This is a genomic window from Fictibacillus sp. EA-CB0309 (assembly GCF_055814265.1).
Window position 1 is genome coordinate 982,320 of record NZ_CP169271.1, and the last position, 14,761, is coordinate 997,080.

Sequence of the window (14,761 nt, forward strand, 5' to 3'; positions counted from 1 at the left end):
TCGCGCCTTAGCTTGGTGATGCCTACATTTTTATGCAAATTTTAAAGGAAAAGGTTGATAAAAATGAGCAACAAAGAAACTAAAACAGACGTCATTTTAATTGGTGCCGGAATCATGAGTGCGACTTTAGGTACTCTTTTGAAAGAACTCGTACCCGAATTGGAAATTACAGTTTATGAAAAGCTTGGTAGCGCAGGAGAGGAAAGCTCTAATGAATGGAATAATGCGGGAACGGGGCATGCGGCACTCTGCGAACTTAACTATACGGTCGAAAAACCAGATGGATCTGTAGATATTAGTAAGGCTATTGCTATCAATGAACAGTTTCAGGTTTCCATGCAGTTTTGGTCTCATCTTGTAAAAAGTAAGCTTATCCAAAATCCAAAGGACTTTATCATGCCATTGCCTCATATGAGTATGGTGCAAGGAGAACAGAATATATCGTTTTTGAAGAAACGTTTTGAAGCGATGTCAAACAATCCTCTGTTCAAAGGTATGGAGTTTTCCGATGACCATGAAAAATTGATGGAATGGATTCCGCTTATTATGCAAGGACGTCCAACTGATGAACCCATTGCCGCTACCAAAATCGACTCTGGAACGGATGTTAACTTTGGAGCTTTAACACGCATTTTATTTGACCACTTAAAAACGAAAAACGTAAATATCAAATACAAGCATAGTGTTGAAAATTTGAAACGCAAGAGCGATGGTTCGTGGGAAGTGAAAGTGAAAAATGTAGATAGCGGTTTAGTAGAGCGCCAGCCTGCAAAATTCGTCTTTATTGGAGGCGGTGGTGGAAGCCTGCATCTACTACAAAAATCAGGTATTCCTGAAGGGAAACATATTGGAGGATTCCCAGTAAGCGGAATCTTTATGGTGTGTAAAAACCCTGATGTTATAGAGCAGCAACATGCAAAAGTATATGGAAAAGCTAAGGTTGGTGCACCGCCAATGTCTGTTCCGCACCTTGATACCAGATATATCGACAATAAAAAATCATTGTTGTTCGGACCGTTTGCCGGCTTCTCGCCAAAGTTTTTGAAAGCGGGTTCAATGTTTGATTTAGTAACGTCTGTTAAGCCGAATAATGTTTTAACGATGCTGGCTGCAGGCGCAAAAGAGATGTCGCTGACCAAATACTTGATTCAGCAGGTTCTGTTATCGAAAGAACAGCGCATGGAAGAGTTACGAGAGTTTATCCCGAACGCGAAAGCTGAAGATTGGGATTTAGTGGTTGCGGGTCAACGTGTACAAGTGATCAAGGATACGGAAGCTGGAGGCAAAGGAACGCTGCAATTCGGTACGGAAGTAATTACTGCAGCTGATGGTTCGATCGCAGCATTACTAGGCGCATCTCCAGGAGCTTCTACAGCCGTTACAGTTATGCTTGAAATACTCGAAAAGTGCTTCCCGGAACGTATGACAGAGTGGGAACCCAAGATCAAGGAAATGATCCCTTCTTATGGCGTAGCACTAATGGAAAACCCTGAACTTCTGCACGAAATTCATACTTCAACGGCCGAGACGCTTGCACTAAGCAAAAAAGAGCCGTCTTTAGCGGACTTTTCAAATGGGGAAACAGAAGCACTGCCTGAAAAGGTTTAAGTATTCTATTTCATAACACTAGATTAAGTTCACATAATAAGCAAAAGAGCTGGCATTGTGCTAGCTCTTTTTTCTTTTGTTTTGGGCGGCTATTTTAAAGGCTTTTCTCTAAAAGATTGTTGCTTTAGCGAGCAACCTGGAGCGGAAATCAACCACTTTTAAAAACAACAAAAGTTACGAAACAGACTTTTTAAAAAAATATGAAAATGTGATGTATAGAAATATAGGTTAGTGGGATTCTAAAAATAGAAAAGAAAGGGAGGTGAATAGAATGGCTAGAAACAACAATCAATTAGCAGTACCTGGAGCTCAAGGTGCTCTTGACCAAATGAAGTATGAAATCGCTTCTGAGTTTGGTGTGAATCTTGGACCAGACACAACATCTCGTGCAAACGGATCAGTAGGTGGAGAAATCACGAAGCGTCTTGTAGCACAAGCTTTAGGTGGACAACGCTACTAATTCAATATCATGGCTAGGGCTATCTGTTACGTGCAGATAGTCTTTTTATTTTTTACGTTTTATTTTTTACTGTTTTCTAAAGGATTGTTGCTTTGTAATGTTTTTTTATTTTCTTCTTTGAACAGTTGAATGTAGTGTAAGGTGCGAGACTCCTCGAAAATGAAAAACACATTTTCTTCGTGCGATGCGACACTGCCGAAGCCTTCCTTGCCCCGCGGAAAGCGAGCAAGCTGAAACGTAAATCAACAACTTTCAAAAGCAACAATGAATACGAAAACAGCCATATATTTTAACAATATACAACCGAATTTATGAATCAATTTTTAAACAACCGTTTAAACTATCTCTGTTGGAGGTGAATGTTGAAATGAACGAAGAAAAGCCGCTTCACTTTGATGGAAGTCTTTTAAACCACGATGGATTTGACAAAGATTTGCCGAACGAGCCTTTTGTTTTAACAGATAAAATGCGAGCGAACATAAGCGGAAACCCTTTTATGAACCAAAGTGAATAATTGAAAATAGACAATGAAAGGTAGCGTTGAGACATATGACAAAAGTTTTATATATAACCGCACATCCTCATGATGACCAAGTCTCGTACAGCATGGCTGTTGGGAAAGCTTTTATTGAACAATACAAACAAGTAAACCCATCTCATGAAGTGGTACACGTTGATCTGTACAAAGAAAATATCCCTCATATTGATGTAGATGTATTTAGTGGATGGGGAAACTTCAGTCTGGTAGTGATTTTGAAGAGCTTTCGTCTGAAGAAAAAACAAAAGTCGGAAGACTTTCCGAGCTATGCGAGCAGTTCGTTTCAGCTGATAAATACGTGTTTGTCACGCCATTATGGAACTTTTCCTTTCCTCCAGTGATGAAGGCGTATATTGACTCAATTGCTGTGGCAGGGAAAACGTTCAAGTATACAGAACAGGGGCCTGTCGGACTCCTAACGGATAAAAAAGCCTTACATATTCAAGCGCGCGGTGGTGTTTATTCAGAAGGACCAGCTGCTGCGATGGAGATGGGGCACCGCTATTTAAGTGTGATCATGCAGTTTTTGGAGTTCCATCGTTTGAAGGCATATTTGTAGAAGGACATGCAGCAATGCCAGATAAAGCGAACGAAATTAAAGAAAATGCCATTGCTCGAGCAAAGGATCAGGCGCATACGTTTTAATCGTAAAACTGAAAACATAATAAGAACTATCCCTTACTCTATGATTAATTATGCAGCTCGCTAATGCTGGCCGCGATGCTTCAGCGGCAAACACATCGATGTATGCTTTACAGTTTGGAACAGAGTCGGACTTTGTTTTTACTGATTACGTTGCCGCTCTTGCTCGCGATTTTACAGAAGAACTCAAAAGGAAAAGCATCCTTTTGAGTTTTATTTTTGTGTATATAAAGAAGTATAGCGAGCAGTTTAGGTACAAGAGAAGATGTGGTGCAGAAGTTGAATGTATTTCTAATAAGGACATTCATGTAGAAATGTACGCTTGAAGAAAACGCACCAAAATATATTCACAATAAATCACTTTTATTAACGTTAACTTGCATTATATTCTTTTAGGTGTAACCACAACGGGTTAGTGTTCCTTTTCAGATGACGAACGGGATGGTTCCTTCTTCCAAAGAGGCATCCCCTTTTTTTGCAACAGTTTATACAATGTGATGTAGGTGAATGGAAACAAAAAGGAAAGCAGTGTGAACATGATAAAACGCCACGAAAAAACACGGATCATTAACTCGTTCAAATCAATCATGATTTTATCTTAATCCTCCTGCCGAATAGATCGTTGGAATTATACGTGTTTCTATCTTTACTTGGCTGAAGTGATGATCTCCGGATTCCCACTCTTTTTTACTTGCAGCCATTCTTTGTGGTGATGCTTATCCAAATAAACACCTAATCCTAAAATGTCAGTTTTGTATTGCGTCTGAAGCTTCGCAATAAGACGTTCTATATCTTTAGCGATCCGTTTCTCGATTTCTTTCTCTACTACTTCTGCAGAAGTAGTACGATCATCCATTTCTTTATTTACTTCTTGAACTTCACCTTCTAAACGCACGGTTATTTCAAAGCTCATTTGATGATTCTGAGAATGTGTAAGCTTAATTTTCCTTTTGGATTTACTAACCTTATACGTATATAAATCATCTTTTATCTTAATCAGTAACATTCCTTTTTGGAATTCACCTTTTAAGATATTTAACGCCTCTGTGTCTTTTTCGTTAAGCTCATGGGTAAGTTTGCTCGATTTTCCTTTAATGATGGCAGCTCCGCCAAGCTTGATCTCGTCTTTGTTCTTATATTCCAGCACAGGAAGGACAAAAGATCGATGGTTTAATAAATCTTCCTGCAGATCTCCTAGTCTTTTAATGCTAGCTGCTTTTGAGTTGTTTTGTACATTTGATGCTAGCGTATCGATGTAAAGGGATGGCAGTTTTTCTTTACTTTTTACATTTAAATACTTTTGGGTGTTTCCTTTTGTGATGAAGACACGGACACTTCTTCTAATATCTTCATGTCTTACAAAAATGTCTAGCAGGCGTTCCATCATTTGCGGCTTTCTTGCTAACTGATCTGAAATTAAGACGATCTGGTTATGCGCAAAATATAGTTCTTTATTAGAAAACTGAGCGATCTTTGAGATTTGCTCAGACACGTCGTGACCTTTCCCAATATAATTCTGATACGCTTTTTCATTGGTCACTTCAGGTTTTAACGCTCTGGGAATCGCAACTTGGTACGTTCCATAACTCATCAAATCATTTTCATCTTCATCATTCTCAGGGAGATCAAGACCTACACCAATAACAAACGCTTTTTCTCAATTTCCCGCGAACCGCATCCTGCGAGCACAAGCACAATGCCTGCCATAAGAACCAAGTAATTTAACGTCTTCATCTCATAGCGCCCCTTATTCTAGCAATGATATATAGCGGGACCGGCACAAGAACAGTCAATGCCAGGCTGAGTCGGCCAATGAAGGTACCCATTGCATCCAAATCTTCCATGCCTAATGGAACCATCGATACAAAATAAATGATAGGGGCAAGGGTTACAATAAATGTTTCCTTTTTTACCTTTTTAAACAGAGATTCTAATACGATGAGTGATGAATCTATAGACATCGATGTTGTATTAAAGATCGTCATGATCCAGATGGTAAAATACACAGATTCAAACCTTTCAAAAAAGCCGCCAGGAAGTTCGATCTCTTTTCCTAGCTCGATCGTAGGGTTTTCTAGAAAATCGGTTCCTAGATTAGAGAAAACCGCTACACATGAAACGAACACCATCGTATAGATAATGATTGAAATAAAGATGCCCTTAGCAGCGGCAAATGAAGCTTTTTCTGGCTCATTAATTAAGTAAGAATAGCTCATAATGATTGAAATTCCTGTAAAAGAAAAGTAGATGCTGATCATTGCAGAACCATAGTCCTTCAAGTCTGTCGTAAGCAGCGGATAAAAGTTATCAACGTGCATGATCCGAATATTTAAAACAACTAAAAGCAATGAAACAATCATAACCACTGGTAAAAACATAGAATTTATGCGAATCAGTGCCGTTCTGGAACCAAATAACGCATAAAGAGTCACAAGCAAAAATAATAAGCTGAGGATTTCAGAGCCTGTGTCGGGCAGTAAGTATTTTTTAGTAATCTCTGCAATAATCCTTATTTCATAAGCGGCTAAAAGAGCAAAGAATGAGCCGTAAATGACCATTAAAAGGATAGCAAGCGGTTTTGGGATGATGGCTAAAAGAATGCCGTAGATCCCTTTGCCAGGGTACATATAAATAAAACGTCCCATAATCCAAACAACACCCATTACAATGCCGCCCATTAAAACAATGCTGATAACCCCATCAATGCCGTTTGTAAGTGTCGTAATGTAACGCGGCAAATTAAAGATACCTACACCAATTACCATGGAAGCAACTGCATACATCAATTCTTTAGCACTGATGGATCGATCACTGTACTTTATTCTGCTCACAGCTTATTCCTCTTTCTTTGAACGGGCTTCATCTACAGGATCCAAGAACACAGGTCTTTTCTTAATAAAAGAAATAGGCAGGCGCAGGAAAAGCTCTTTCCAATCGTTTATAAACATAGGTGCGAGTGGTGCCGCGTATGGAACACCTAAACTTGTCAGATTAACAATATGGATGACAAGTACGATAAAGGCGAGAGATATTCCATATAAGCCCATTATCCCTGCAGCGAATATAAAGCTGAATAAAAGAATTCTGTATGTCACGCCCATGCTGTAAACAGGCAATGTGAAAGAAGCAATCGCAGTGATCGCAATCACGATTACCATTACGGTGCTTACAATTCCGGCTTGAACGGCTGCTTCTCCAATAACAATCCCCCAACGATACCGATCGTTTGTCCAATCGGTTTAGGCAGACGAAGTCCAGCTTCACGAAGCAGTTCCATCGTGATTGCCATCATGAGAGCTTCTACGAAGGCAGGAAAGGGCACACCCTCACGTGAAGCGGCAATAGAAAAGGCGAGCCTTGAAGGAATCAGGCCTTGATGAAAAGAAACAAGCGCAATATAAAAAGACGGAAGAAACAACGAAAGAAAAACAGCAAAAGCCCGGAGCATACGCAACAGGGAACCAATATGCCATCTTTCATAAAAATCTTCAGGTGAATGCACTGTATCGAGAATGGAAATAGGTGCGATGAGCGCATTTGAAGTCTGATCCGTTATAATCGCTAACCTTCCTTGTAAGAGAGACAGTGCAACCTTATCCGGACGTTCTGTACTAATGAACTGAGGGAAAGGAGACATAAAGTTATCTTCAATAGACTGTTCAATGATCCCTGAATCAATTGGAACGTCTATGTTTATATGTTGAAGTCGGTGTCTTGCTTCTTCTACAATTGCAGGATTAATAACATCCTGAATGTAAATCAATGCTACATTTTTCTTTCCACGCTCACCAATCATGAAGATTTCAACTCTAAGATTTTTGTCCGTGATCTGCTTGCGGATCATCGCTACATTAATGCCAATATCTTCTGTAAAACTTACTTTTGGTCCTCGTATAAGTGACTCGGTTTGCGGTTCTTCAATGGCGCGCATTTCGCCGCCATATGTTTCAACACTAAAGGCTTCACATATATTCGCCATTAAAATAATGGTTTTACCGTTTAAGAGACCTGAAATCACTTCATGCAGCCTCGTTATAATAGCCGTCTGAGCAGTCAAATAAAGATCTGAATACAGCTGTTGAAACAGCGTTGATTCCACAGGCTGTGCATATTTTATGAACTTGATGGATTTAAGAATGTTTTGCAGCTTATCCGAATCTACTAAATCTGCCATATACAAAATCGCAATTGGTTCTTCTCTGATCTCGTACTTTAGCACTTTTAAATCAGGCGTATGGCCAAGTGTGGTCTGGATAAGGTCGAGATTGCTAGAAAGATCAATACTTAATAATGGGGAGTGGTCTAAATCAGCATTTCCTTCTTGTTTCATATTAAAGACCTCCCTCGTTTTTTACTATCTATGTCCATTGCGTGAGAGGTTTATTCCATTGTTAGTACAGGTCATTGAACGGGCTTCATAAAGATACCCCCAAAGCAACAATACTTTAGGAAAAAAATCAATAAAAAAGAGAAGTTCGCAACCATGTGCGGAACCTCTCTTATGAGCAAAAGTTTGTTTAAGAAATATTTATTCTTTATTAAATATTTCTAAATTTACATAAAAACAGTGAACATCTATCATTGATACATACCCATTTATTTGGAAGTAATTTCATTTAGAAAGGAAATCATGATGGATGATGATTTGAGTATGTTATTGCAAGAAATTAAAATATGTCGTCAGGAGATGTATGATCTCGTACCAAGCTCCAATGATTTTTCAGACGCAGACCTCGTAACACAGAGTCAAAAGCTAGACAAGCTGATCTACCTCTATCAAAAACGAATCATGCAGGACAGTCTATCTGCTAAGTAACTTTTTATTCCTGATCTAACAAAAACTTCACTTTCTCTTTAAATTCTTTTGCTTCTGGTGATAGACCTTTTGTTAAGGGATACAGTGTCCAGAAGTCTTGGTAGATGAGTTCCGGCTTTTTAAAAGGGATAATAGCCAAATTGCCGTTTTTCACATCTGCATTATGCTTGAACGTAAAGTTAAATACAAATGAAATGGCGTGACCATCCAAGATAGCCGAACGCAGTACTTCTATGTTGTTAGATGAAAAAAGAATTTGCGCGTTTTTGACGTATTTGTCGTTAAACGTCATGCCGCCTTTTGAATTATAGATCACCAGTTTTTCGTCTGTTAACTCATGAGGTGTAAGGAAGTCTTTATAGTACAGGGAAGATTTTTTGCCTGCACAAACACAAACGTGTCCTGTGTATAATAATTCATATCCCATTCCTTTTTCGTGCTGAAGGTTTGATAAATCATACTCTGTAAACGGACTTAAGCCGATATCGATATGGCCGTTCTTCAATTCCTCTAAAATATGATCTTGATCTATTTCTCTAATCATTACATTCGTCTCTGGAAATTGTTCATGAAACAATAAAAAGGCATCGTACACGATGTACATGAGCGCCGGGGCACATCCTACTTTTAATACATGATTTTTCGCTTGTTGTTTAGCAGCGAGTTCTTCGTGCAGCTCCTGCATCTTTTTAAGAATTTCATAGGCTTTCGAAACGATAAACTTTCCATCTGGCGTAGGAATCGTGCCGTGTCTAGATCGATTGAAGATCGTAACACCAAACTCTTTTTCTAGTTGTGAGATAGACTGAGAGATAGCTGATGGTGATAGATGAAGTTTGTCTGCGGCTTTCGTGATTGAACTTTCTTTGGCGACTTCAACAATATATTTCATTTGTTCTAAGTTCATAGATATCTCCTTTAATTAAGCGATGGTTAACAAAATAATAACTATCTTCATTTTATCTTAAACCAAGAGTAAGTGTAATATGGAAAAACTTTTAATAGAATACGGAAACGGATCTATTAAAATCAACAAATATGTAAAACAGCATTCTTTTGAAGCTTCATTTTTATAAAACATATCCAAATGATGGTAAAAATAAAATCACCTCAAAAAAGTGTCGAAAAATTACGAATTATAAAATATAATGTAATATATAGATAATTCAAAACTTTTAGAGGGGGCTTTTATGAGCATCTTTAGAAAGAAAAGTATTTCAGATTTAGTAGCAGCTTCGAAAACAGGTACAACCCTAAACAAAGAATTAGGTACTTGGGATCTTACTATGCTCGGAATTGGTGCCATAATTGGAACAGGAATTTTTGTTCTAACGGGTACAGGGGCTCTCACGGCGGGGCCAGCGCTCATCGTTTCATTTATCATAGCGGGTCTGGCGTGTTTATTTGCGGCACTTTCATATGCTGAATTCGCATCAACTGTTCCTGTATCAGGCTCAGTTTACACGTACACGTATGCGACGATGGGAGAATTTTTGGCATGGATAATAGGATGGGATCTAATTTTAGAATATCTGCTGGCAGTTAGTGCTGTTTCAGTCGGCTGGTCTGGTTATTTTCAATCACTATTAAAAGGCTTTGGCATTAATATTCCTACTGCCTTTACTGCTGCGCCAGGTGCAGTAGAAAATGTAACAACTTATTTTAATCTTCCTGCATTTTTAATTGTTATGCTTATTACGTTCTTACTTTCGGTAGGTGTTAAACAATCAAAACGTGTTAACAACATCATGGTTGTTATTAAAGTAGCTGTAGTTATTCTGTTCATTGTTGTAGGGGTTGGATATGTTAAACCGGATAACTGGACACCGTTTACACCATTTGGTTTTGATGGAATCTTTGCTGCTGCTGCATTAGTATTCTTCGCATTTATCGGATTTGATGCCATTGCATCTGCTGCTGAAGAAACGAAGAATCCAAACCGTGATCTGCCGAAAGGGATCATGTATTCTTTATTAATCTGTACGTTTCTTTATGTGATTGTAACGGGCATCATGACTGGTGTCGTTCCTTTCGCTGACTTTAAAGGAAACGAGGACCATCCAATTTCACTCGTACTTCAAGTTGCCGGACAAAACTGGGTAGCTGGTATTATCGATGTGGGAGCAATCTTAGGAATGACAACGGTTATGCTCGTTATGCTTTACGGACAAACGCGTGTATCCTATGCAATGAGTCGTGATGGACTTCTACCAAAATTCTTTAGAACTGTTCATGAAAAATACCGAACACCATACGGTTCAACTTGGTTCTTTGGACTAGTTGCAGGTCTTATGGGTGCGTTAATTCCATTAGATGAACTTGCAAAACTTGTTAATATTGGGACACTTTCTGCATTCATATTGGTATCAGTAGCTGTTCTCGTTCTTCGAAAAACACAGCCGGACTTACCACGTGCATTCCGTTGTCCAGGAGTTCCATATATTCCGATCCTTGCGATACTGTTCTGTGGATTTCTTATGGTTCAGCTCGACGGAGACACTTGGATTCGATTCATTATCTGGTTAGGTATTGGAGCAGCTATTTATTTCTTATACTCTAAAAAGCGTTCTCACTTAAATGAATAAAAAATGAAAGAGGCAGATCTCATGCCTCTTTTTATTGTTTTTCATCCTTTGATGCTCTTGTAAGAAGTAAATTTTCGCTCCAGGATGCTAGGCAAAAATAAGTCTAAAGCATTCATTTAGATGGAGATTTAAATAAGCTGTTTAAAAGGAAAAATAGCAAAAAATAATATAAAAGGGGAATGAAAGTTGATTGAAACGAATCGATTACTATTATTGCCATACACGTATAAACTTGTGGAAGCAACACTAAAGGGTAGAGAGGATCTTATAAACGTGTTAGGGTACAATGTTTCTAAAGAGTGGCCCAGTCCTCAATATTTGAAGTTAATCAAAATGAAGAAAGACACACTTCAACAAACACCTGAACGCAGTATATGGAGCCGTATAGTTATTCATAAGGATTCCCGCACCTTAATTGGTGAAATTGGATGTAAAGGCGGTCCGGATGAAAAGGGAACCGTTGAGATCGGCTATGGGATGGTAAATGAAGCGCGTAATAAAGGGTTCGCTACAGAGATGGTCATCGGTTTAACGGACTGGCTTGCTGCACATCCAGAAGTGAAAAGAGTAACAGCAGAATGCCTGACAACCAATGTTCCGTCTGCAAAGGTATTAGAAAAGTCAGGATTCATAATGATAAATAAAAGTGACGAAATGCTTTATTGGGAAAAATGCTGAAAATTATTTACTTGGATATACAAAATAAGGTTTCAAACCGTTTTTAAAGGGTATCCAAAGAGTGTTGTCCATATCTTGCCAAAATCAGCTTAACAGCAGGTAACAAAAGAGAAAGGGTAGATGCAGTATGAACCTTTCAAAAGGTGAATTGAATGGACACACTTTTTTAGCAAAACTCATTACTCAATATGCCTATATCCATAGAAAAGCAATTGGTCCTGCTGCTGAAAGATACATTGAGCAGCTAGGTCTTCGTACAGGTGAATGGATTGAGGGTTTCTATGAAGATCCACTAAAGTGGACAGTTGATGAATACGTTCATGTGATTGTGGATTTGAAAAATTCAATCGGTGGGCATTTTGAGATTGTCAGTGTGAATCCTGACCATGTAATAGTTCGTGCAAAAGAGTGTCCTTTCGGGGAATTTGTTAAGGATGCACCGCACTTATGCAAGATGACATCTAGTGTTTTTGGAGGAATTGCAGCACGGAAATTTGGTTATGGAAAAGTTACATTGCGTCAACGAATTGCCTTAGGACATCCGATCTGTGAGATAGCCGTTTACTTTCAACCGGATGACCGAGAAACAGGCGATATATATCAAAACGTTCCAATAACCCCTGAAAACGGAGATCCCTTCACTTGGGAAGAAGAAACCATCAGAATGCTTAATAACGAATTAAAAAGAAGCGACGATATGGTAGTATCTCTGCTACAGGAACTAGAGGAGTTAAAACGCGGAAAATCCTAAAATGTTACGAACAGACCCTATGTCAGAGTCTGTTCTTTTTATTTGTTGCTTCTAGTTTGCCGTACCCAAAGTCGGCTAGTGCTTGAAGCAAGTTTCCTTTTAACATGATCTCATCAAAGTCTAAATTTAAACTAACAGAAGTTTGTGCGATTTCCGGGCTTAATCCTGTTAATGTTGTTTTTACTCCTAATAGCTTTAATGTGGAAACGAGTTGAAAGAGGCGATGAGCCACCATCGTGTCAATATAACTTACACCTGATAAATCAATAACCAGGGAAGTAATCTCATGCTCTAGACACTGCTCTAATGTAGATTCAAGCAAGAGTTTTGCCCGGTTCGTATCGATATCACCGACTACTGGCAGTACGGCTACACCTGGAAAGAGAGGAACAACAGGAACGGATAGTTCTTGAAGAGACAGATGAAACTTTTGAGTCATTTCTTTGTAATTATTCACATAAGACTTGCTGAATGCTTGTACAGCATGATCAATCATCGGATTAATGGTTGTTGATATATGCAATACCGAATCCAATGACATGGATTGCAGTGAGCCTTCTTCTTTTATAAAATTCCATATGACTTCCCGATAATAAGAGGTGCTTTCAAGCGAGACATCGAGCGGCTGTCCTGAGTGAACAGCAAGCATGCCGACATTTTCACCCCATTCGAAGATCGTGCTTTTCGTATCCGTGATTTTTCCGGAAACGGCATCCCCGATCAATCGGATAAAGGAAATGGATTGTTGGAGTCCTTCGAATTCATTTAGTTGTGAGCTCTGCTGAAGTGAAACATATGAGTCGCTATTTTGCATGTTTGATATGATCTTCTCTGCGATTTGTACTGCGTTTTCGGTAATTCGAGTGCCGATTTCGATTTGATCTTGTTTCTGCTTCATTTGAAGATCCATTTTGAACTCCTAATAATTTACGACGTTAAACTTATTTTAACAAAAATATTAGACGTGTGTTTGAATTTATTGAAAAATTTTTAAAAGTGTGAAATAAAGGGGTTTGCAACTGTTTGAGGACATAAAAAAACAGGCCTCTTATACAAGAGTCCTGTTTATCTATAGGGTTATTATGCTTTACGTACGTTAGTAGCTTGAGGTCCGCGTTGTCCTTGTTCAACTTCGAACGTTACGTCTTGACCTTCGTCTAAAGATTTGAAACCGTCAGCTTGGATAGCTGAGAAGTGTACGAATACATCGTCTCCACCTTCGCGCTCGATGAATCCGAAACCTTTTTCTGCGTTAAACCATTTAACTTTACCTTGTTCCATTTTTGTTGCCTCCTGTCGTGCCAAACCGCACAATAATACTATCTCTGCTCAAAAATATCAAGATAATAGGTTTACCTGTACAATCGAACAAAAATAATTCCTATTTATCGTAACACTTTACTAACCAATAAACAAGTGCTAGTGAAAAAAGGAATTATTAATTAATGGCGGACATTGTTAAAAGCCACTGGAATAGGGAAACACGAAAAAAATTGTATGAAAATTTGGTAGAAATGATCTATGAAAACCGCTGGTATAGTGATTATGAACTAATAAATTTAAGCGCGCAGTGCTCAAGTGATAAGCGGTTCTGGTTTTAACTTCCTTTTATTCGTGGTACATTGATAAAAATACTAAAACAAATGGCGTGATGATATGAAAAAGAGTAATGTAATCACTGATCGTTTGCATCGGCCGCTTCAGGATTTGCGGATCTCTGTAACCGATCAATGCAATTTTCGCTGCACGTATTGTATGCCCAAAGAAATATTTGGTTCGGATTATCCGTTCTTATCACAATCAGAGCTGCTTTCTTTCGATGAGATTGAGCGAATTGCATCACAGTTTGCTCGTGCAGGTGTGGAGAAGATCCGTATTACCGGCGGTGAGCCTTTGCTCAGAAAAGGACTTCCAACGCTCTTAAAAAGGCTGCGAGCGATTGATGGCATACGTGATATCGCTTTGACGACGAACGGGGTACATCTCCCAAGACTAGCGGTTCAGCTAAAAGAGGCTGGTATGGACAGAGTTACCGTTAGCCTTGATACACTTGATGATCGTCTGTTTGGGAGTATCAATGGAAGAGGTGTAGGGGTTGAGCCTGTATTAAAAGGCATAGAGGCCGCACATCAAGCAGGTCTATCTGTCAAAATAAATATGATGGTCAAAAAGGAATTAATGATGGAGAGATTCTCCCGATGGCGCGTTATTTTAAACATACACCTTACGTATTACGATTTATTGAATTTATGGATGTCGGCACTTCGAACGGCTGGAATTGGGATGATGTAGTGTCCAAGAATGAGATCTTATCCATAATCGGGAATGAATTGCCATTAGAGCCCGTCGTTCGAAACTATTATGGAGAAGTGGCAAAACGATATCGTTATACGGACGGGCAAGGTGAGATCGGAATTATTTCTTCTATTAGTGATACCTTTTGTTCTACTTGTACGAGAGCGAGATTATCGGCTGACGGAAAAGTATATACGTGTCTTTTTACTGGAAAAGGAACGGATTTCAAACATTTCCTTCGCGATGGAGCATCTGATGAAGATCTTTTTAATCGAATTGTGGAAACTTGGGGTAACCGTTCTGATCGCTATTCAGATGAAAGAAGAGAACAAGGTGCTAGTGAACGAAATAAAATAGAGATGTCTTATATAGGAGGCTGAGTAATCAG

General features: G+C 38.9%; 14 protein-coding genes and 3 pseudogenes. 10 read left to right on the forward strand and 7 right to left on the reverse strand.

What is annotated here, in order from left to right; all coding sequences use genetic code 11:
- Positions 1–63 precede the first annotated feature (63 nt).
- From ACEWFH_RS05395 to ACEWFH_RS05415, 5 genes and pseudogenes are all read left to right on the forward strand, one after another.
- Positions 64–1,608 (forward strand): malate:quinone oxidoreductase, encoded by a 1,545-nt coding sequence (locus ACEWFH_RS05395; protein ID WP_473726426.1) that lies wholly within the window; start codon positions 64–66, stop codon positions 1,606–1,608.
- 271 nt (positions 1,609–1,879) lie between these two features.
- Positions 1,880–2,068 carry a small, acid-soluble spore protein, alpha/beta type gene (locus tag ACEWFH_RS05400; RefSeq protein WP_473726427.1) on the forward strand — a complete coding sequence of 63 codons (189 nt, stop codon included), beginning with the start codon at positions 1,880–1,882 and terminating at the stop codon, positions 2,066–2,068.
- A 367-nt stretch (positions 2,069–2,435) separates the two neighbouring features.
- Entirely contained in the window at positions 2,436–2,582 is a 147-nt protein-coding gene (locus ACEWFH_RS05405) for a hypothetical protein (RefSeq protein ID WP_473726428.1), read from the forward strand.
- A gap of 92 nt (positions 2,583–2,674) precedes the next feature.
- Positions 2,675–3,165 (forward strand): annotated as a pseudogene (locus ACEWFH_RS05410) (NAD(P)H-dependent oxidoreductase).
- Between the two features lie 136 nt (positions 3,166–3,301).
- The gene (locus tag ACEWFH_RS05415; RefSeq protein ID WP_473726429.1) at positions 3,302–3,574 is read left to right on the forward strand and encodes a hypothetical protein; all 273 of its coding nucleotides are present in this window, start codon (positions 3,302–3,304) and stop codon (positions 3,572–3,574) included.
- An 86-nt stretch (positions 3,575–3,660) separates the two neighbouring features.
- Here ACEWFH_RS05415 and ACEWFH_RS05420 read toward each other — a convergent pair whose 3' ends face one another.
- The 4 genes and pseudogenes from ACEWFH_RS05420 to ACEWFH_RS05435 all read right to left on the reverse strand — a co-directional run bounded on the left by ACEWFH_RS05420 (position 3,661) and on the right by ACEWFH_RS05435 (position 7,578).
- The gene (locus tag ACEWFH_RS05420; protein ID WP_473726430.1) at positions 3,661–3,837 is read right to left on the reverse strand and encodes a hypothetical protein; all 177 of its coding nucleotides are present in this window, start codon (positions 3,835–3,837) and stop codon (positions 3,661–3,663) included.
- A 57-nt stretch (positions 3,838–3,894) separates the two neighbouring features.
- Positions 3,895–4,842 carry a Ger(x)C family spore germination protein gene (locus tag ACEWFH_RS05425; protein ID WP_473726431.1) on the reverse strand — a complete coding sequence of 316 codons (948 nt, stop codon included), beginning with the start codon at positions 4,840–4,842 and terminating at the stop codon, positions 3,895–3,897.
- 136 nt (positions 4,843–4,978) lie between these two features.
- Entirely contained in the window at positions 4,979–6,079 is a 1,101-nt protein-coding gene (locus ACEWFH_RS05430; RefSeq protein WP_473726432.1) for a GerAB/ArcD/ProY family transporter, read from the reverse strand.
- Positions 6,080–6,082: 3 nt separating this feature from the next.
- Positions 6,083–7,578, reverse strand: a pseudogene (locus ACEWFH_RS05435) (spore germination protein).
- Between the two features lie 300 nt (positions 7,579–7,878).
- Here ACEWFH_RS05435 and ACEWFH_RS05440 point away from each other — a divergent pair.
- Complete coding sequence (locus ACEWFH_RS05440; protein WP_473726433.1) at positions 7,879–8,064, forward strand: Spo0E family sporulation regulatory protein-aspartic acid phosphatase; 186 nt, start codon at positions 7,879–7,881, stop codon at positions 8,062–8,064.
- A 4-nt stretch (positions 8,065–8,068) separates the two neighbouring features.
- On the opposite strand, the gene ACEWFH_RS05445 is transcribed toward ACEWFH_RS05440, so the two are convergent.
- Positions 8,069–8,971, reverse strand: a complete 903-nt coding sequence (locus tag ACEWFH_RS05445) for a LysR family transcriptional regulator (protein WP_473726434.1) — start codon at positions 8,969–8,971, stop codon at positions 8,069–8,071.
- Between the two features lie 283 nt (positions 8,972–9,254).
- Here ACEWFH_RS05445 and ACEWFH_RS05450 point away from each other — a divergent pair, with 283 nt between their 5' ends.
- The 3 genes from ACEWFH_RS05450 to ACEWFH_RS05460 all read left to right on the forward strand — a co-directional run bounded on the left by ACEWFH_RS05450 (position 9,255) and on the right by ACEWFH_RS05460 (position 12,078).
- Positions 9,255–10,649, forward strand: a complete 1,395-nt coding sequence (locus tag ACEWFH_RS05450) for an amino acid permease (protein ID WP_473726435.1) — start codon at positions 9,255–9,257, stop codon at positions 10,647–10,649.
- A 186-nt stretch (positions 10,650–10,835) separates the two neighbouring features.
- A complete protein-coding gene (locus tag ACEWFH_RS05455; RefSeq protein ID WP_473726436.1) occupies positions 10,836–11,327 on the forward strand; it encodes a GNAT family N-acetyltransferase in 492 nt (163 codons plus the stop codon).
- Between the two features lie 127 nt (positions 11,328–11,454).
- Entirely contained in the window at positions 11,455–12,078 is a 624-nt protein-coding gene (locus ACEWFH_RS05460; protein ID WP_473726437.1) for a methanogen output domain 1-containing protein, read from the forward strand.
- A 22-nt stretch (positions 12,079–12,100) separates the two neighbouring features.
- Here ACEWFH_RS05460 and ACEWFH_RS05465 read toward each other — a convergent pair whose 3' ends face one another.
- Positions 12,101–12,988, reverse strand: coding sequence for an STAS domain-containing protein (locus ACEWFH_RS05465; RefSeq protein ID WP_473726438.1), 888 nt, complete (start codon positions 12,986–12,988; stop codon positions 12,101–12,103).
- 170 nt (positions 12,989–13,158) lie between these two features.
- Positions 13,159–13,359, reverse strand: a complete 201-nt coding sequence (locus tag ACEWFH_RS05470) for a cold-shock protein (RefSeq protein WP_066397748.1) — start codon at positions 13,357–13,359, stop codon at positions 13,159–13,161.
- Between the two features lie 375 nt (positions 13,360–13,734).
- On the opposite strand from ACEWFH_RS05470, the pseudogene moaA reads away from it, so the two are divergent.
- Positions 13,735–14,753, forward strand: a pseudogene (gene moaA, locus ACEWFH_RS05475) (GTP 3',8-cyclase MoaA).
- The last annotated feature ends 8 nt before the right edge of the window (positions 14,754–14,761 follow it).

Bases quoted from the DNA above. Each gene is read 5' to 3' on its own strand.
- ACEWFH_RS05415 (WP_473726429.1), top strand. From the start codon at position 3,302: ATGCAGCTCGCTAATGCTGGCCGCGATGCTTCAGCGGCAAACACATCG.
- ACEWFH_RS05445 (WP_473726434.1), bottom strand. From the start codon at position 8,971: ATGAACTTAGAACAAATGAAATATATTGTTGAAGTCGCCAAAGAAAGT.
- ACEWFH_RS05460 (WP_473726437.1), top strand. From the start codon at position 11,455: ATGAACCTTTCAAAAGGTGAATTGAATGGACACACTTTTTTAGCAAAA.
- ACEWFH_RS05465 (WP_473726438.1), bottom strand. From the start codon at position 12,988: ATGGATCTTCAAATGAAGCAGAAACAAGATCAAATCGAAATCGGCACT.
- ACEWFH_RS05420 (WP_473726430.1), bottom strand. From the start codon at position 3,837: ATGATTGATTTGAACGAGTTAATGATCCGTGTTTTTTCGTGGCGTTTT.
- ACEWFH_RS05470 (WP_066397748.1), bottom strand. From the start codon at position 13,359: ATGGAACAAGGTAAAGTTAAATGGTTTAACGCAGAAAAAGGTTTCGGA.
- ACEWFH_RS05405 (WP_473726428.1), top strand. From the start codon at position 2,436: ATGAACGAAGAAAAGCCGCTTCACTTTGATGGAAGTCTTTTAAACCAC.
- ACEWFH_RS05395 (WP_473726426.1), top strand. From the start codon at position 64: ATGAGCAACAAAGAAACTAAAACAGACGTCATTTTAATTGGTGCCGGA.
- ACEWFH_RS05450 (WP_473726435.1), top strand. From the start codon at position 9,255: ATGAGCATCTTTAGAAAGAAAAGTATTTCAGATTTAGTAGCAGCTTCG.
- ACEWFH_RS05440 (WP_473726433.1), top strand. From the start codon at position 7,879: ATGATGGATGATGATTTGAGTATGTTATTGCAAGAAATTAAAATATGT.
- ACEWFH_RS05400 (WP_473726427.1), top strand. From the start codon at position 1,880: ATGGCTAGAAACAACAATCAATTAGCAGTACCTGGAGCTCAAGGTGCT.